Genomic DNA, 17,935 nt, shown 5'->3' with positions numbered 1-17,935 from the left:
GTAAGTCGAGAGTCGTTCATGTGGTCTGAGGGGGGCCTGGGGGTGGGCCGGCTGCGCGGGCAGCCGGCCCCACCTCCGTCAGACCTCTTCGACGCTGCTCGGCTCGCGCCGGGACAGGTCGATGCCGAGCTCCTCGGCGGCGCGGAACACGTCCTCGTCGGAGTCCCGCATCTCGATGGACTGGCCGTCCGAGGACAGCACCTCCACGTTGAGGCAGAGCGACTGCATTTCCTTGATGAGGACCTTGAAGGACTCGGGAATGCCGGGCTCGGGGATGTTCTCGCCCTTGACGATGGCCTCGTAGACCTTCACGCGGCCGAGCACGTCGTCGGACTTGATGGTGAGCAGCTCCTGCAGCGCGTAGGCCGCGCCGTACGCCTCGAGGGCCCACACCTCCATCTCACCGAAGCGCTGACCACCGAACTGCGCCTTACCACCGAGCGGCTGCTGGGTGATCATCGAGTACGGGCCGGTCGAGCGGGCGTGCAGCTTGTCGTCGACCAGGTGGTGCAGCTTGAGGATGTACATGTAGCCGACCGAGACCGGCATCGGGAACGGCTCGCCGGAGCGGCCGTCGAACAGGCGGGCCTTGCCGGTGGAGTTCACCAGGCGCTCACCGTCGCGGGTGAGGGTGGTGTTGTCCAGCAGACCGGTGATCTCGTCCTCGCGGGCGCCGTCGAAGACCGGGGTGGCGAGGTTGGTGCCGCCCTGGACGGTGTCGGCGCCGATCGCCTGCAGGCGCTGGGCCCACTCGTCGGCGAGGCCGGAGACGTCCCAACCCTGCTTGGCGAGCCACCCGAGGTGGATCTCCAGGACCTGTCCCGGGTTCATTCGGGACGGGACACCCAGCGGGTTGAGGATGATGTCGACCGGGGTGCCGTCCTCGAGGAACGGCATGTCCTCGACCGGGAGGATCTTGGAGATGACACCCTTGTTGCCGTGGCGGCCGGCGAGCTTGTCACCGTTGGTGATCTTGCGCTTCTGGGCCACGTAGACGCGGACCAGCTGGTTCACGCCGGGGGGCAGCTCGTCGCCCTCCTCGCGGTCGAAGACGCGGACGCCGATGACCTTGCCGGACTCACCGTGCGGCACCTTCAGCGAGGTGTCGCGGACCTCACGGGCCTTCTCACCGAAGATCGCGCGGAGCAGGCGCTCCTCCGGGGTCAGCTCGGTCTCACCCTTCGGGGTGACCTTGCCGACCAGGATGTCGCCGGTGACGACGTCGGCGCCGATGCGGATGATGCCGCGCTCGTCGAGGTCGGCGAGGACCTCCTCGGAGACGTTCGGGATGTCCCGGGTGATCTCCTCGGGGCCGAGCTTGGTGTCACGGGCGTCGACCTCGTGCTCCTCGATGTGGATCGAGGAGAGGACGTCGTCCTGCACGAGGCGCTGCGACAGGATGATCGCGTCCTCGTAGTTGTGACCCTCCCACGACATGAACGCCACGAGCAGGTTCTTGCCGAGGGCCATCTCGCCCTCGTCGGTGCACGGGCCGTCGGCCAGGACCTGGCCGGACTCGACCCGGGCGCCCTCGTCCACGAGCACCTTCTGGTTGAAGGCGGTGCCCTGGTTCGAGCGGGTGAACTTGGCGGCGCGGTACGTGGTGTACGTGCCGTCGTCGTTGGCCACGGTGACGTAGTCGGCCGAGACCTCCTGGACGACACCGGCCTTCTCGGCGGTGATGACGTCCGCGGCGTCGACGGCGCAGCGGTACTCCATGCCGGTGCCGACCAGCGGAGCCTCGCTCTTCAGCAGCGGCACCGCCTGGCGCATCATGTTCGAGCCCATGAGCGCGCGGTTGGCGTCGTCGTGCTCGAGGAACGGGATCATGGCGGTCGCGACCGACACCATCTGGCGCGGCGAGACGTCCATGTAGTCGATCTCGGTGCCGGGGATGTAGTCGATCTCGCCGCCACGGCGGCGGACCAGGACGCGCGGCTCGGCGAAGTGCAGGTCCGCGGTCAGCGGCGCGTTCGCCTGGGCGATGACGTAGCGGTCCTCCTCGTCGGCGGTGAGGTAGTCCACCTTCTCGGTGACGACACCGTCGACGACCTTGCGGTACGGGGTCTCGATGAAGCCGAAGGCGTTGACCCGGCCGTACGAGGCCAGCGACCCGATCAGACCGATGTTCGGGCCTTCCGGGGTCTCGATCGGACACATGCGGCCGTAGTGCGAGGGGTGCACGTCACGGACCTCGAAGCCGGCGCGCTCACGGGAGAGACCACCGGGGCCGAGGGCGGACAGACGACGCTTGTGGGTCAGGCCCGACAGCGGGTTCGTCTGGTCCATGAACTGCGACAGCTGGCTGGTGCCGAAGAACTCCTTGATGGAGGCGACGACCGGCCGGATGTTGATCAGGGTCTGCGGCGTGATCGCCTCGACGTCCTGGGTGGTCATGCGCTCGCGCACGACGCGCTCCATGCGGGCGAGACCCGTACGGACCTGGTTCTGGATGAGCTCGCCGACGTTGCGCAGGCGGCGGTTGCCGAAGTGGTCGATGTCGTCGACCTCGACCACGATGTCGCGGCCGGTCTCGTCGTTCCACTCGGTCTCACCGGCGTGCAGCTTCACCAGGTACTTGATCGCACCGATGATGTCGGGCTCGGTGAGCACGCCGGAGTCCAGCGACTCGGCGTTGCCCAGCTTCCGGTTCACCTTGTAGCGGCCGACCTTCGCGAGGTCGTAGCGCTTCGGGTTGAAGTACAGGTTCTCCAGAAGCGTCTGCGCCGCCTCGCGCGTCGGCGGCTCGCCGGGGCGCAGCTTGCGGTAGATGTCCAGCAGCGCGTCGTCCTGGCCCTGGGTGTGGTCCTTCTCCAGGGTGTTGCGCATGGACTCGTACTCGCCGAACTCCTCGAGAATCATCTCGTTGGTCCAGCCGAGCGCCTTGAGCAGCACGGTGACGGACTGCTTGCGCTTGCGGTCGATGCGGACGCCGACCATGTCGCGCTTGTCGATCTCCATCTCCAGCCAGGCACCACGCGAGGGGATGACCTTGCAGGAGTAGATGTCCTTGTCGGACACCTTGTCCAGGGTGGAGTCGAAGTACACACCCGGGGAGCGGACCAGCTGCGACACGACGACACGCTCGGTGCCGTTGATCACGAACGTGCCCTTGTGGGTCATGAGCGGGAAGTCGCCCATGAAGACCGTCTGAGACTTGATCTCACCGGTCTCGTTGTTGGTGAACTCGGCCGTGACGAAGAGCGGGGCCGCGAACGTGAAGTCGCGGTCCTTGCACTCGTCAATGGAGTTCTTCGGCGGCTCGAAACGGTGGTCGCGGAAGGTCAGCGACATCGACCCACTGAAGTCCTCGATCGGGGAGATCTCCTCGAAGATCTCCTCCAGACCGGACTTGGTGGGGACGTCCAGACCGTTCTCCAGCGCCTCCTCGACCCGGGACTTCCAGGCCGCGTTGCCGAGCAGCCAGTCAAAGCTCTCGGTCTGCAGGGCGAGGAGGTTGGGGACCTCGAGGGGCTCCTTGATCTTCGCGAACGAGACGCGGAGCGGGGCGGTGGATGCGGCGGAATTGTTCGAGGCGTTGCGCGGCGCGGCCAAGAGGGGGGTCCTTCCGAGGGCTCGGAGCTCACTACGCGCGTACCAGCCGGGCCTGCTTGGGCTTGGTCCCGCCTCCCTCGCCACTGGCCTCCGCCGGGGATCGAAACCCCAGGTCAGAGCCGCTTTGCGGAGGCGATGCCAGACCCCTTCAGGGCAACGCAAACTCCGGGCGACGAGTCACGGAGCAGCTAACAGGCAGCGCAAAGGGACAGTGTAGCCAAAGGGCACACTGCTGTCCAGCTCTGATTCGGAAACCGAATCGGAGACTCCTCCCGGTAGCCGGCGGCCGCGAACGACCACCGGGTACTGCACCGGCCCGGGCACTGCCCGGGCCCCATAACTCACGTGGAGTCATTTCCCGCCGGAGCCGCTGGTTATGCATCCAGCAGCGAACCAACCGGGCGGACTCGCGCCTTGAGAATCGCGCGCCGCGCCGGGTTCGTCAAGGGCCCGCCGGCGGGGCGGGCCTCGACCCCTTCATCGGTCGAACGCCCCCCGGCGTTACAGAAGCCGTGGTGGGGGCCACCGCCGATGACGGTGATCACCATACCCCCCGGCACCGACGGTGCCGAGTGGACTCTCGGCCGGACCGGTGGCCCGGCCGCGCGGGGCCCGGTGGGGCCGGGAACGCGAAAAGGCCGGGCCGACCACCCGCAAGGGTGATCGGCCCGGCCTCGGGCGCCCTCAGCCCGCAAGGGGCTCAGGGGGTACCCACCAGCCGACTACGGCTGGCGAGGAGTCACTTGACGGTGACCTTGGCGCCGGCACCCTCGAGGGCGGCCTTGGCCTTCTCGGCAACGTCCTTGGCAACCTTCTCCAGGACCTTGGCACCAGCGGTGTCAACGAGGTCCTTGGCCTCCTTCAGGCCGAGGGAGGTCAGGGTGCGCACCTCCTTGATGACCTGGATCTTCTTGTCGCCAGCGCCCTCGAGGATGACGTCGAACTCGTCCTGCTCCTCGACGGCCTCGGCCGGGGCACCGGCGGCGGCAACGCCGGCCACGGCGACCGGGGCAGCGGCGGTGACGTCGAACTTGTCCTCGAAGGCCTTCACGAAGGCGGCGAGCTCGATGAGGGTGAGCTCCTCGAACTGCGCGAGCAGCTCGTCCTGGGTCAGCTTCGCCATGATGGCGTCCTTCCACTAAATCGGCAGGTGGTGCCGTATGTACGGGTTGGGCGGGCACGGGCCCGCAGCGAGGCGTGAGCCTGCCGAACTACTCGGCGGCCTCGTCCTCGGCGGCGGGAGCCGGCGTACCGGCACCGCCCTGCTCGACCTTGTCGCGCAGCGCGTCCACAGTGCGGACGAGCTTCGACGGCAGGGCCTGGAAGAGCGCGGCAGCCTGGGACTGCTTGGCCTTCAGGGCACCCGCCAGCTTGGCGAGCAGCACCTCGCGGGACTCGAGGTCCGCGAGCTTCTTGATCTCATCGGCGGACAGCGCCTTACCGTCAAGGACACCGCCCTTGATGATGAGAGCGGGGTTCTCCTTGGCGAAGTCACGCAGAGCCTTCGCCGACTCCACCGGGTCACCGGTGACGAAGGCGACAGCCGTCGGACCGTTGAACAGGTCGTCGAGCTCGGAGATCCCGGCCTCATTGGCCGCGATCTTGGTCAGCGTGTTCTTCACCACGGCGTACTCGGCGTTCTCGCCGAGCGAGCGACGCAGGTTCTTGACCTGCTTCACCGAGAGACCGCGGTACTCGGTCAGCAGCGCCGCGGAGGAGCCACGGAACTTGTCCGTGATCTCGGCGACGGCAGCAGCCTTGTCGGGCCTTGCCATAGGCTTACGCCTCCTTCCGTGATGTCGAAGTCCGGCCGACCGCGAAAGTCGACCATTCACACCTCGAACCGGCCGGACGGAAGGAAAGCTCCTGCGGAAAAGCAGATGAGCCCCGGTGCGCAGGCGCACGGGGCTCGTGACGACCTCGACGGGCGATCGCGCGAACGCGGACCCGGAAGTCGAAGCTCCAGACACACCTGCGCGGGCTGCCTGCGCACGAGGCGCAGATCCTTCGGCCACCCGCTCCCCTGGGGGCGCATGGTGACAACCAGCGGTCTTTGGCTTCGGCAACATTAACCGGACGCGCCCGTCCGGGGCAAATCGCCCCCGACCGACCAGCCCGGGGCGGTGCCCGCGGGGCCCTCCGGGCTCAGCGGGCTCAGCGGGCTCAGCAGGCTCAGCGGGCCAGCGGTGAGACCGTCCGGGTCCCGGTGTCCACGGTGTCCGTCTCGGCCGGGGCCTGCACCGAGAGCAGCGGGCCGGCGAAGTCGGAGTAGACCACCGAGTCGTCCGCCCGGCCGCTGTCCCCGCTGCCGGTGCGCTGGAGCTTGACCAGCTGGTCCTTGTCGTTGAGCCAGAGGTCCAGGGTGAGCGAGAGCGAGCCGCCGGGGGCCAGCGCGGCCCGCAGGCCGTCGCGGCGGGCCTGGGTCAGCTGGGTCTGGGCGGCCGCGTAGCGCTCGGCGGTGGTGACGACCCGGTAGTGCTCGACCGTCGAGTCCTCGTACTTCTCCTCCGCGACGAACTGGGCGTCCGCGCCGTCGGCGGTGGCGGCGGCCAGTGCCTCGACCGGGTTCAGCAGGTCGATCAGGCCCGCGTAGGGGACCTCCTTGTGGCCGTCCTGGTCCACCGGGACGGCGAACCGCTCCCAGTGCCGGCCGCCCTGGCGGGCCGCGGTGGCGGCGTCGCCGCCCTGGTACGCGACGGTGTCCACGACGATCAGCTGCTCGGCCCCCGAGGGGGTGGAGCGCTTGATCTGGAGCGCCGTCTTGGGCTGCCAGAAGAGCGGCCCGGCCCCGGCGTCCGCGCCCAGCCGGTAGCTGACCTTGGCCCGGCGGGCGGTCTGCACGGCCAGCTGCGCGGAGAGCAGCACCCCGTGCGGCGAGCGGTCGGTGGGCTTGGCCGGCCCGGTCGGCGACGCGGAGGCGGTCGGACTCGGGCTGCCGGAGGGCGTGGGCGGTGCGTCCTCACCGCCGCCGCATCCGGTCAGCCCGGTCGCCAACAGGACGACGGCGGCGAGTGCCGCCAGCCGCTGTCGTCCCGCCATCGTCCGATCCCTCCTCGCCCGGGCGCCGTGTCGGCGGCCTTCGTCTCCGGCCACCTTGCCACCCGGGCCGGGGTCAGCTGGTGGCGCCCCCCTTGCCGAGCTTGGCGAGTTCGGCCTGGTCCACCGTGTCGGACGGGTCCGGCGCGGTCGTGGTGACCGGGGTGCCGTAGTCCGAGTAGGTGACGGTGGCCTTGAACGGGCCGGCCTTGGTGTCGGCCTGCTCGGTGCGCTTGACCACCAGCTGGTCGGCGTCGACCCAGACGTCGACCTGCTCGCTGGTGATGCCAGCGGTGTCCAGGTTCTGCTTGATCTGGTCCGCCTGCTCCTGGGTCAGCCCCTTGCCGGTGGCAGCGGCGATGTCGGTGGCGCTGAGCTCGCCGGTGTAGTGGGTGGCGGCCTTGCCGTTCACCGACTCCTGGCCGACCTCGGTCACCTTGCCGGAGGCGATCAGCGTGCGGACGCCCTGGACCGGGTCGGCGCTCTTGAGCTGGTCGCTCGCGCCGCCGGTGGTCTTGGCCTGGTCGGCCATGCTGTACCGCAGCCAGTGCCGGCCGCCGAGGGCGTCGACCACGTTGCCGCCGAGGCGCAGGTACATCGCGTCCTTGGTGAAGCGGTACGGCGCGGACTGGCTGCCGGTCAGCGGCGTGATGGCCTTGCCCAGCGGGGAGCCGGACATGTCCATCGTGATGTCGCCCCGGAGACCGTCGGCCCAGGAGACGGCGCCCTTGCCCTTCATGGTGACCTCGCCGAACACGATCGACTCGTCGATCTTGGCCGACTTGGCGGCGCTGGTCTTCTGGGTCACCTGCTCCAGGAAGACCACCGGGGTGACCTTCGCGGGCGGTGCGCTCGGGGTGCTCGGCGCGGCGGCCGACGGCGTCGCCGCGGCGGCGGTGGTCGGCTGCGCGGCCGCGGTGGTCGGCGCGGGCGCGGCGGTCTTGTCGTCGTTGTTGTTGCAGGCGGTCGCGGTCAGCGCCAGAGCGGCGAGGACGACGGCGACGGCGGCCTTGCGGGTTCCAGGCATGGTTCCCCCCTTGAGGATCCCAATGATCCAGAGAAGAGCAGATTTTCAGCTTCTTCTCATCCGGGACTCTAACGGATCGCCAGAGCCCCCATGCACCGGTTTGTCCCCCTCCCCTAGGTGCCCGCGGGAGGGGTCGCGTCCCCCGCCGCGAGAGCTGAGACATCCGTCGTGGTCACCGTGGTTCCCGCGCTGCCGCGGACCGTCTCACGGAGCTTCAGCAACTGCTCGCCGGGGCCGACCCAGACGTCGTAGCCGATCGCCTGGACACCCCGCCGGTGGTACCAGTCGACCACCGCGGCCAGCCGGCCGGGGGTCAGCTCCCCGTCCGCGGCGAAGTACTCGGCCACCGTCGCGGAGCCCCGGTAGTGCGCGACGGTCACCCCGGCCAGCTGCTCGCCGCCGAGCGAGCCGAGCTTGCCGGTCTGCGCCATCGCGTAGGCGCGGCTGCCCGGGTTGGTGATCAGCCCGGTCATCCAGCCGCCCGCGTAGCCGCCCGGCGCCGCGTCCGCCGCCCGCGGGTCCAGCGACTCCGCGGTGTCCCGGTCGGCGTGCCGGGGCGGGGCGCCCTGGTAGGCGAGGTCGAGCGCACCGTCGCGGACGGTCAGCTGCCCGGCGCCCCGCTCGTCGGTGACGGTCAGCGCGCCCTCGTCCCTGGCGCCCCAGGAGAGCGTGCCGGTGGCGGTGCGCCGGCCGTCGGGGCCCTCCTCGACGACGTCGATCCGGGCGCCGCCGACGTCGTCCAGCGCCTGGGCCGCGGTGAGCACCACCTGCCGGGGCGGCACGGGCGCGGCCGCGCCGCCGGGGGTCCGGGTGTCCTGGACGGCGAGCAGGCTGCAGCCCGTGGTGGCGCCGAGCAGCAGGAGGGCCGCCGCCAGGAGGGCGGGGCGGGGGGTGGGCGGCACGGCACGCTCCGACGGTCACACGTTCTGCACATGAGCTGACCGGCAGAGCGTACGACGACTCGGTCACGCGTTCCCATCCGGTGAGGTCACCATCCGGAAACGGCGGCGGGCCCGCACCCCCGTGAAGGGGTGCGGGCCCGCCGTGACGGACTGCTTCAGAGCCGGGAGGCTCAGACCGCGGCCGGGTCCTCCTCGACGAGGAGGTTGCGGGTGCGGTTCGGGTCGACCGGGACACCCGGGCCGATGGTGGTGCTGACCGCGGTCTTCTTGATGTAGCGGCCCTTGGCGGCGGACGGCTTGGCGCGGAGCACCTCGTCCAGCGCGGCGGCGTAGTTCTCGACCAGCTGCTCGTCGGTGAAGGAGACCTTACCGATGATGAAGTGCAGGTTCGAGTGCTTGTCGACGCGGAACTCGATCTTGCCGCCCTTGATGTCGTTGACAGCCTTGGCGACGTCCGGGGTCACGGTGCCGGTCTTCGGGTTCGGCATCAGACCACGGGGACCGAGCACGCGGCCCAGGCGGCCGACCTTGCCCATGAGGTCCGGGGTGGCGACGACGGCGTCGAAGTCGAGGCGGCCCTTGGCGACCTCGTCGATGAGCTCGTCGGAGCCGACGATGTCGGCGCCGGCAGCACGCGCGGCCTCGGCACGGTCGCCGGTCGCGAAGACCAGGACCCGGGCGGTCTTACCGGTGCCGTGCGGGAGGATCACGGTGCTGCGGACCATCTGGTCGGCCTTGCGCGGGTCGACGCCCAGACGCATGGCGACCTCGACGGTGCCGTCGAACTTGGTGGTGCTGGTCGCCTTGGCGAGGCGGATGGCCTCGAGGGGGGCGTAAAGGCGCTCGCGGTCCACCTGGGCGTCCGCGGCCTTCAGAGCCTTGCTGCGCTTCACTGCTGCTCCTGAATGGTGATGGGAGTCGTGGTGTCACGGGCCTGCGCAGGCCCTACCACAGGGACGAGAAGGGCTGATCAGCCCTCGACGGTGATGCCCATCGACCGGGCGGTGCCGGCGATGATCTTCTCCGCCGCGTCCAGGTCGTTGGCGTTCAGGTCGGGCATCTTGGTCGTGGCGATCTCGCGGACCTGGGCGCTGGTGAGCTTCGCGACCTTGGTCTTGTGCGGCTCGGCCGAGCCCTTGTCGATACCGGCGGCCTTCAGGATGAGGCGCGCGGCCGGCGGCGTCTTCGTGATGAAGGTGAAGGAACGGTCGTCGTAGACCGTGATCTCCACCGGCACGATCATGCCGCGCTGCGACTCGGTCGCGGCGTTGTAGGCCTTGCAGAACTCCATGATGTTGACGCCGTGCTGGCCCAGCGCGGGGCCGACCGGCGGCGCCGGGTTGGCCGCACCGGCGTTGATCTGGAGCTTGATAAGCCCCGTGACCTTCTTCTTCTTGGGAGGCATGTCTCTCCGGGTCCTTCCGAGAGGTGATTGCTGGTGCGTGCGGAACCGGGGCGACACCCGGCCGCCAGCACACACATCGGACCAGGCTAACGCGAATGCGCCGCTGGACCAAAACGGATCCGGGGCGGGGCGCTCGGCCCCGCCCCGGATCCGAAGAGCGTGGGGACTAGTTCTTCTGGATCTGGTCGAAGGAGAGCTCGACCGGGGTCTCCCGGCCGAAGATCTCGACGAGGCCCTTGACCTTCTTCGAGTCGGGGTTGATCTCGTTGATGGTCGCCTGCAGGGTCGCGAACGGCCCGTCGGTGACGGTGACCGAGTCGCCGACCTCGAAGTCCAGCACCTGGATCTCGCTCGGCTTGACCGGCGAGGGCTTGCCGGCCTCCTTGGCCGCCTGGCGCTCGACGTCCGGGGCGAGCATCTTGACGACCTCGTCCAGGGTCAGCGGGTACGGGTCGTAGGCGTTGCCGACGAAGCCGGTGACACCGGGGGTGTTGCGCACGACGCCCCAGGACTCCGGGGTGAGGTCCATGCGCACCAGGACGTAGCCGGGGAGCTTGTTCTGGCGGATGGTCTTGCGGTCGCCGTTCTTGATCTGGACGACCTCCTCCTGCGGCACCTCGGCCTGGAAGATGTACTCCTCGACGTTCAGCGAGACGGCGCGCTGCTCCAGGTTCTGCTTCACCCGGTTCTCGTAGCCGGCGTAGGTGTGGATCACGTACCACTCGCCCGGCATGAAGCGCAGGTCCTCGCGGAACTTGGCGACCGGGTCGACCTCCTCGGCCTCCTCGGCCTCCTCCTCGACGACCTCGACGGCCTCGTCGGCGGCGGGCTCCTCGTCGCCCTCCACGTGCAGCGCGACCTCCTCGGCGGGCTCGCCGGCCTCGGCCTCGTCGTACGCCTCGACCTCGTCCTCGTCGCCGTCCGCGGCGTCCACGATCTGCTCGGCGGCCTCGGCGTCGACAGCCAGCTCGGCCGCGTCCAGCTCGGCGGCGACATCCGCCTCGCGGACGGTCTCGTCGGCGTCGTACAGGGGGGACTCAGACACGGTGGCTGCTTCTTTCCTGGAGATGGTGAAGGTGGCGCGCTCCGGGGCCGCCGCCGGCGTGCTGCCGCTCACACGGGCGCCAGGCGAGGACTCGGAGACTTCAACAGTACCGAGTCAACGGTAGCGGCCGCGTACGTCCGGCGCAGACAGCACGACCCGGGCCGAGGATCGGCCCGGGTCGGGAAGCTGTTTCGAAGGTGCGGCGGCCAGGTCAGCCGAAGATCCAGAGGCTCAGCTTGGAGAAGCCGTAGTCCAGACCGGCCACGATCGCCATCATGACCACGACGAACGTGACCACGACGGCCGTGTAGCTGGTGAGCTCGTTGCGCGTCGGCCAGACGACCTTGCGCAGTTCGGCGATGATCTGGCGGTAGAACAGCCCGATCCGGGCGAACAGGCCCTTCTTGCCGCGCTTGCCCGACTTCTTGTCGGCGCGCTTGCGGTCGCGACGCGAGTCGCCGCCCTCGCCAGAGGTGGTCTCGGCAGCGCCGTCGGCACCCTCGGGGTTGCCGCTCTCAGGCGTTGCGGTGGAGCCCGTGGTCTCCGTCACTCGTCCTCACCTGAATCCGGGTCCTGCCGAGCGAGACGTACCCGATGGGGCACGAGCGTCCGGCTAAGCGGTGCTGATCGGTGCCCTCTCCGCATCAAGCCCGCTCGCTCTGTGGAGCGAACGGGCTGAAAGCGGATCAAGCAGCAGGGCAAGAGGGACTTGAACCCCCAACCGCCGGTTTTGGAGACCGGTGCTCTACCAATTGAGCTATTGCCCTACGGTGCCTCGTGGCTCCGTAGCGACCAACCTACCGCATCTCCCCCCACTGTCTGCACAGGTGGTGGAAGCTCCGGTCTTTTCGGCGGGCCGTCGAGCAGTGAGTGTACGTGGTCGAGGGGTGTTTGGTCGAACCTCTTCTTCCGGGTGCGCTGGTTGCCCGGCATATGTCCGGCATGCCCGCATGATCACCGGCGGATCGGCGTCCGCCGCCATGTGGACGGACGGGTACGGATGGTGAAACCGCGCCCCCCGGCCCGTGCCGGTTCTGCGACCATGCAGGCATGAGCGCTTCCACCCCGCAGCCCGACCGTTCCATCCGCCCCGCCGACCGCCGGGTCTCCGCCCGGATCGGCGCGATCGCCGAGTCCGCGACCCTCGCCGTGGACGCCAAGGCCAAGGCCCTCAAGGCGGCCGGCCGTCCGGTGATCGGCTTCGGCGCCGGCGAGCCCGACTTCCCGACCCCGGACTACATCGTCGAGGCGGCCGTCGAGGCCTGCCGCGACCCGAAGAACCACCGCTACACCCCGGCGGGCGGCCTGCCCGAGCTGAAGTCCGCGATCGCCGCCAAGACCCTGCGCGACTCCGGCTACGAGGTGGACGCCGCCCAGATCCTGGTCACCAACGGCGGCAAGCAGGCGATCTACGAGGCGTTCGCGGCGATCCTGGACCCGGGCGACGAGGTCATCGTCCCGGCCCCGTACTGGACCACCTACCCGGAGTCGGTCCAGCTGGCCGGCGGTGTCCCGGTGGAGGTCGTGACGGACGAGACCACCGGTTACAAGGTCTCGGTCGAGCAGCTGGAGGCCGCCCGGACCGAGAACACCAAGGTCGTGCTCTTCGTCTCGCCGTCCAACCCGACCGGCGCGGTGTACACCCGCGACGAGGCCGAGGCGATCGGCCGCTGGGCGCTGGAGCACGGCCTCTGGGTGCTCACCGACGAGATCTACGAGCACCTGGTCTACGGCGACGCGACCTTCACCTCGCTGCCGGCCCTGCTGCCCGAGCTGGCCGACAAGTGCATCGTGGTCAACGGCGTCGCCAAGACCTACGCGATGACCGGCTGGCGGGTGGGCTGGGTGATCGGCCCCAAGGACGTCATCAAGGCCGCGACCAACCTGCAGTCGCACGCCACCTCCAACGTCTCCAACGTCGCCCAGCGCGCCGCGATCGCCGCCGTCAGCGGCGACCTGTCCGCCGTGCACGAGATGCGCACCGCCTTCGACCGCCGCCGCCGCACCATCGTGCGGATGCTCAACGAGATCGAGGGCGTCTACTGCCCCGAGCCCGAGGGCGCGTTCTACGTCTACCCGTCCGTCAAGGGCCTGCTCGGCAAGGAGATCCGCGGCAAGCGCCCGGCGAGCTCCAGCGAGCTGGCCTCGCTGATCCTGGACGAGGCCGAGGTCGCGGCCGTCCCGGGCGAGGCCTTCGGCACCCCCGGCTACCTGCGGTTCTCCTACGCGCTCGGCGACGCCGACCTGGCCGAGGGCATCGGCCGGCTGCAGAAGCTGCTCGGCGAGGCCCGCGACTGACGTCGCCCCGGGTACGGGATCAACCCGCGACCGCCCTCCTTCACCCCTTCGGGGGACGGAAGGAGGGCGGTTCCCGTCGGGGGGCCCGATGCGGCAGTATCGGCGAATGGAACGCCTGTTGAACCCGCGAGACGTCAGGGGCCTCCCGAAGGCCCACCTGCACCTGCACTTCACCGGCTCGATGCGGCCCGCCACCCTGCTGGAGCTGGCCGACAAGCACGGCGTCCGGCTGCCGGAGGCGCTCAGCTCCGGCGAGCCGCCCAAACTGCGGGCCACCGACGAACGCGGCTGGTTCCGCTTCCAGCGCCTCTACGACACCGCCCGCTCGGTGCTGCGGGACGAGGAGGACATCCGCCGGCTGGTCCTGGAGACCGCCGAGGACGAGCGCCGCGACGGCTCCCGCTGGCTGGAGATCCAGGTCGACCCGACCTCCTACGCGCCCCGGCTGGGCGGGCTGATCCCCGCACTGGAACTGATCCTGGACGCCGTGGAGCAGGCCGCCGCGGCCACCGACACCGGCATCCGCGTCCTGGTCGCGGCGAACCGGATGAAGTCCCCGATGGACGCCCGGACCCTGGCCCGGCTCGCCGTCCGCTACGCCGACCGCGGCGTGGTCGGCTTCGGCCTCTCCAACGACGAGCGCCGCGGACTCGCCCGGGACTTCGACCGGGCCTTCGAGATCGCCCGCAAGGGCGGGCTGCTGGCCGCGCCGCACGGCGGCGAGCTGGCCGGGCCGGAGTCCGTCCGGGACTGCCTGGACGACCTGGGCGCCGGCCGGATCGGCCACGGCGTCCGCGCCGCCGAGGACCCGCGGCTGATGGCCCGGCTCGCCGACCGCCAGATCACCTGCGAGGTCTGCCCGTCCTCGAACGTCTCGCTCGGCGTCTACGAGCGCCCCGAGGACGTCCCGCTGCGCAGGCTCTTCGACGCCGGCGTGCCACTGGCCCTGGGCGCCGACGACCCGCTGCTGTTCGGCAGCCGGCTGGCCGACCAGTACCTCCTGGCCCGCGAGGTCCTGGGCTTCGACGACGCCGAACTGGCCGAGCTGGCCCGCCAGTCGGTGCGCGGTTCGTGCGCACCGGAGGCCGTCCGCAAGGAGCTGCTGGCGGACGTGGACGCCTGGCTGGCGGACGGCTCCGGCCCGCGCGGCGCTACAGGCTGACCCCGACCATCACCGGCTCGTTCACCAGCTCGACCCCGAAGGCCTCCCGCACCCCGTCCCGGATCTCCCGGGCCAGCGCCAGGAGGTCCTCGGCGGTGGCCGAGCCCCGGTTGGTGAGGGCCAGGGTGTGCTTGGTGGAGAGCGTGGCGGGGCCGCCGCCGTAGCCCTTGCCGAAGCCGGCCCGGTCGATCAGCCACGCGGCCGAGGTCTTGGTGCGGCCCTCCGGCGCCGGGTAGGCGGGGGCGTTCTCGGTGCCCGGGCGGGTCCGGAACGACTCGTACTGCGCCGCGGTGAGCACCGGATTGGTGAAGAAGGAGCCGGCCGACCAGGTGTCGTGGTCCGCCGCGTCCAGCACCATGCCCTTTCCGGCGCGCAGGCCCAGCACCGCCTCGTAGGCCTTCTCCAGCGGCACCCGCTCACCCTGCTCGACACCGAAGTGCCCGGCCACCTCGGCGTACTTGACCGGGGTGGAGAGGCCGCCGTGGTCGGCGAGGGCGAAGCGCACCCGCAGCACCACGTAGCGGTCCGGCTCGGCCTTGAAGCGGCTGTGCCGGTAGGAGAAGCCGCACTCGGCGCCGGTGAGCGTGACCACCCGGTCGGCGGTCCGGTCGTAGGCGACCACCTCGGTGATCGACTGGGCGACCTCCTGGCCGTAGGCGCCGACGTTCTGCACCGGGGTCGCGCCGGCCGAGCCGGGGATGCCGGCCAGGAACTCGATGCCCGCCAGGCCGTGCTCGCGCACCGCGCGGGTGACCGCCTCCGACCACACCTCGCCGGCGGCCAGCTCCAGCACCGTGCCGTCCAGGTCGAAGCCGGTGGTCGCGATCCGCAGCACGGTGCCGGGGAAGCCCGCGTCGCCGATCACCAGGTTGGACCCGCCGCCGAGGACGAGCAGCGGCTCGCCGGCCGCGTCGGCCGCGCGGACGGCGGCGATCACCTCGTCGTCGGTGTGGGCGGTCACCAGGCGGCGGGCCGGGCCGCCGAGCCGGAGCGTGGTCAGCGGGGCGAGGGGGGCGTCGTTTTCTACCAGCACGCCCACCAGCGTACGGGGGGAGGGGGCGCCGTCCGGCACCCCTTCCCCCCGGTGGACCCGGTGCTCAGCCGTGGGCGGCCTCGGCCGGGACGGGCCGGTCGGCGGCCCCGGCGTCCGCGGGCTCGCCGGCCTTCGCGGTCTTCGCGGTCCCGGTCTGCTCGGCCCGCTCGGGCTTCGCGTCCGCCTCGGCCTTCGTGTCCGCGGTGTTCTCCCCGGCGGGCACCGCGGAGGCGGCGGCCTTCACCTTGCCCGGGAGGAGCATCGCGCACAGCGCCCCGAGCACGACCACCCCCGCGCCGACGTACAGCGCGGGCACCAGGCCGTCGATGAAGGACTGCTCCGAGGTGTAGCCGCCCTGTGCGGAGAACACCGCCGAGAGGACGGCCACCCCGAGCGCGCCGCCGACCTCGCGCAGCGCGTTGTTGGCGCCGGAGGCGATGCCCTGCTCCTCCGGGGCGACGCTGTCCATGATCAGGGCGGCGGTCGGTGCGAAGTAGAGCGACATGCCGATGCCGCAGATCACCACGGCGGGGATCTCGGAGGCGTAGTCGTAGCCCGTCGAGGCCCCGTTGATCGCCGCGTACAGCGCCAGGCCGAGGCCCTGCAGGAGCAGCCCGGCGACCACGATCGGGCGACCGCCGAAGCGGTCGGCCAGGATGCCCGCGATCGGGGCGACGAACAGCGGCATGCCGGTCCACGGGAGCATCCGGATGCCGGCCTCCTGCGGGCTGTAGCCGCCGACGGTCTGCAGGTGCTGGCTGATCAGGAAGATCGAGCCGAACATCCCGAGGAACATCAGCAGGCCCGAGGCGTTGACCGCGGAGAAGGCCCGGCTGCGGAACAGCCGCATCGGCAGCATCGGGTGCTTCGCCCACCGCTGCTCGAACAGGACGAAGGCGGCCAGCAGCAGGGCGCCGGCGACCAGCGAGAGCAGCACCAGCGGGCTGGTCCAGCCGTCCGGGTTGCCGCGGATCAGGCCCAGGATGACGCCGAACAGGCCGAGGCTGACCAGGAGGGTGCCGGCCACGTCCAGCGCCGGGCTGGCGCCGCGGCTCTCCCGGAGCTTGACGGCGGAGAGCGGCACCAGGACGAGGCCGACCGGGACGTTCACCCAGAAGATCCACTGCCAGGAGAAGTGCTCGGTGAGCATGCCGCCGACCAGCGGCCCGGTGGCGATGGCGAGGCCGTTGACGCCCGCCCAGATGCCGAAGGCCAGGCCCCGCTTGGCCGCGGGCACCGCGTTGGTGAGCAGCGTGAGGGTGAGCGGCATCGAGACGGCGGCCCCGGCACCCTGGACGGCGCGGGCGGCGATGAGCGCGCCGATGCCCGGCGACAGCGCTGCCGCGGCGGAGCCGACCGTGAAGAGCGTGAGCCCGATCAGGAAGATCCGGCGCCGGCCGAACCGGTCGCCGAGCGCGGCACCGAACATCAGCAGGACCGCGAAGGCCAGGGTGTAGGCGCTGACCGTCCACTCCAGGTCGGACAGGCCGCCGCCGAGGTCCTCCCGGATGGAGGGCAGTGCGGTGGTGACGACCAGGTTGTCCAGGCTGGCCATGAAGCCCGCCACGCTGGTGATCACCAGGGTCCAGACACCGAGCCTGCCCAGGCCCGGCGCCTCCGTTTTCTCCGACATGACTCCCCCAGTTCACTCTGGATAGTTATTGATCAATAACTTCTGCGGGCCGAAAGAGGGCCGCACCGACTCCGCCGCACGGCCGACACCCGGCGTCCTACTCGGTCTGCTCCCCGGCCGGGTCCTCGACCCGCCCCTCGGGCCCCTCGTCCGACTTCTCGGCGTGTTCCTCGTCACCCCGCCCGAAGCCGTCCCAGATCCGGTGCTCCCGCGGGAACCCCAGCGCCACCAGGGTGTTGATCAGCATGCCGTAGGCCATGAAGGCGGTCGCCTCGTCGGTGTCGCCGCCCAGCCGGATCCTGATCCGGTCGAACAGGTCCAGCCAGCCCTTCCGGGCGGCCTCGCCGATCTCGTCCTCGTCCGCGGTGTCACCGGCGAACACCGAGACGTAGAGCTGCATCTGCATCATGAGCTGCTCGCGGTCCTCGACCAGCCCCAGGTACGCGCGGGACATCGCCTCGCCGGCCGCCTCGCCGGTCAACCCGGCCGACGCCTCGTCGAAGACCTGCCAGGTCTCCTCGATGCAGCGGTCGGCGGCGGCCTTGAAGATCGCCTGCTTGCCCGGGAACAGCCGGAACAGGTACGGCTGCGAGACGCCCACCCGGCGGGCGATCGTCTCGGTGGACGTCCCCCGGTAGCCGCTCCTGGCGAACTCGATCATCGCGGCACGGACGACGCTCTCGCGCCGCTCCTCCGCACTCATCCGCATGCTCGCCCTCGCCATGGGATCCAAGTTAGTGGCCAATCACTATCCAGGCAAGGCCCCCGGCCGCGGCGGGAACCCGTCGACCGGGCCCCGTCGCGGCGGACGGGACGGGGGCGGCCGTGCCGCGCCCCGG

Annotated in this window: 15 protein-coding genes and 1 tRNA gene; 2 read left to right on the top strand and 14 right to left on the bottom strand. The window is 70.6% G+C overall.

Annotated features, from left to right (window positions below; translation table 11 throughout):
• Positions 1-78: 78 nt before the first annotated feature.
• The 11 genes from rpoB to ACIRS1_RS12000 form a co-directional block, all read right to left on the bottom strand.
• Positions 79-3,555, bottom strand: coding sequence for a DNA-directed RNA polymerase subunit beta (rpoB, locus tag ACIRS1_RS12050; RefSeq protein WP_360209173.1), 3,477 nt, complete (start codon positions 3,553-3,555; stop codon positions 79-81).
• Between the two features lie 739 nt (positions 3,556-4,294).
• Positions 4,295-4,678 (bottom strand): 50S ribosomal protein L7/L12, encoded by a 384-nt coding sequence (rplL, locus tag ACIRS1_RS12045; protein ID WP_360209176.1) that lies wholly within the window; start codon positions 4,676-4,678, stop codon positions 4,295-4,297.
• Between the two features lie 88 nt (positions 4,679-4,766).
• Positions 4,767-5,330, bottom strand: a complete 564-nt coding sequence (gene rplJ / locus ACIRS1_RS12040; protein ID WP_402838759.1) for a 50S ribosomal protein L10 — start codon at positions 5,328-5,330, stop codon at positions 4,767-4,769.
• Between the two features lie 397 nt (positions 5,331-5,727).
• Positions 5,728-6,594 (bottom strand): hypothetical protein, encoded by an 867-nt coding sequence (locus ACIRS1_RS12035; RefSeq protein ID WP_402838757.1) that lies wholly within the window; start codon positions 6,592-6,594, stop codon positions 5,728-5,730.
• A 73-nt stretch (positions 6,595-6,667) separates the two neighbouring features.
• Positions 6,668-7,618, bottom strand: a complete 951-nt coding sequence (locus tag ACIRS1_RS12030) for a hypothetical protein (RefSeq protein WP_402838756.1) — start codon at positions 7,616-7,618, stop codon at positions 6,668-6,670.
• 113 nt (positions 7,619-7,731) lie between these two features.
• Positions 7,732-8,520: a hypothetical protein gene (locus ACIRS1_RS12025; protein WP_402838754.1), complete on the bottom strand. Its 789-nt coding sequence runs from the start codon at positions 8,518-8,520 to the stop codon at positions 7,732-7,734.
• Positions 8,521-8,690: 170 nt separating this feature from the next.
• The gene (rplA, locus tag ACIRS1_RS12020) at positions 8,691-9,413 is read right to left on the bottom strand and encodes a 50S ribosomal protein L1 (protein ID WP_360209186.1); all 723 of its coding nucleotides are present in this window, start codon (positions 9,411-9,413) and stop codon (positions 8,691-8,693) included.
• Positions 9,414-9,490: 77 nt separating this feature from the next.
• Positions 9,491-9,925, bottom strand: coding sequence for a 50S ribosomal protein L11 (rplK, locus tag ACIRS1_RS12015; protein ID WP_360209188.1), 435 nt, complete (start codon positions 9,923-9,925; stop codon positions 9,491-9,493).
• 166 nt (positions 9,926-10,091) lie between these two features.
• Entirely contained in the window at positions 10,092-10,970 is an 879-nt protein-coding gene (gene nusG, locus ACIRS1_RS12010) for a transcription termination/antitermination protein NusG (protein ID WP_402838752.1), read from the bottom strand.
• 211 nt (positions 10,971-11,181) lie between these two features.
• Complete coding sequence (secE, locus tag ACIRS1_RS12005; RefSeq protein WP_360209190.1) at positions 11,182-11,520, bottom strand: preprotein translocase subunit SecE; 339 nt, start codon at positions 11,518-11,520, stop codon at positions 11,182-11,184.
• Positions 11,521-11,664: 144 nt separating this feature from the next.
• A tRNA-Trp gene (locus tag ACIRS1_RS12000) sits at positions 11,665-11,737 on the bottom strand.
• 283 nt (positions 11,738-12,020) lie between these two features.
• Between ACIRS1_RS12000 and ACIRS1_RS11995 the strand changes: the two genes are divergently transcribed.
• Both ACIRS1_RS11995 and ACIRS1_RS11990 read left to right on the top strand, forming a co-directional pair.
• Positions 12,021-13,268 carry a pyridoxal phosphate-dependent aminotransferase gene (locus ACIRS1_RS11995; protein ID WP_387901078.1) on the top strand — a complete coding sequence of 416 codons (1,248 nt, stop codon included), beginning with the start codon at positions 12,021-12,023 and terminating at the stop codon, positions 13,266-13,268.
• 106 nt (positions 13,269-13,374) lie between these two features.
• Positions 13,375-14,430 (top strand): adenosine deaminase, encoded by a 1,056-nt coding sequence (locus ACIRS1_RS11990; RefSeq protein WP_402838749.1) that lies wholly within the window; start codon positions 13,375-13,377, stop codon positions 14,428-14,430.
• Here the strand turns inward: ACIRS1_RS11990 and ACIRS1_RS11985 are convergent.
• The 3 genes from ACIRS1_RS11985 to ACIRS1_RS11975 form a co-directional block, all read right to left on the bottom strand.
• Complete coding sequence (locus ACIRS1_RS11985; RefSeq protein ID WP_402838747.1) at positions 14,420-15,463, bottom strand: UDP-N-acetylmuramate dehydrogenase; 1,044 nt, start codon at positions 15,461-15,463, stop codon at positions 14,420-14,422. The two genes, ACIRS1_RS11990 and ACIRS1_RS11985, sit on opposite strands and share 11 nt — an antisense overlap.
• Before the next feature lie 64 nt (positions 15,464-15,527).
• Complete coding sequence (locus tag ACIRS1_RS11980; RefSeq protein ID WP_402838745.1) at positions 15,528-17,096, bottom strand: MFS transporter; 1,569 nt, start codon at positions 17,094-17,096, stop codon at positions 15,528-15,530.
• A 97-nt stretch (positions 17,097-17,193) separates the two neighbouring features.
• Positions 17,194-17,820, bottom strand: coding sequence for a TetR/AcrR family transcriptional regulator (locus ACIRS1_RS11975; RefSeq protein WP_402838743.1), 627 nt, complete (start codon positions 17,818-17,820; stop codon positions 17,194-17,196).
• Positions 17,821-17,935 lie beyond the last annotated feature (115 nt).

Source organism: Kitasatospora sp. NPDC101176 (assembly GCF_044768035.1).
GTDB lineage: Bacteria > Actinomycetota > Actinomycetes > Streptomycetales > Streptomycetaceae > Kitasatospora.
This window is presented reverse-complemented; position numbering and strand designations above follow the sequence as displayed.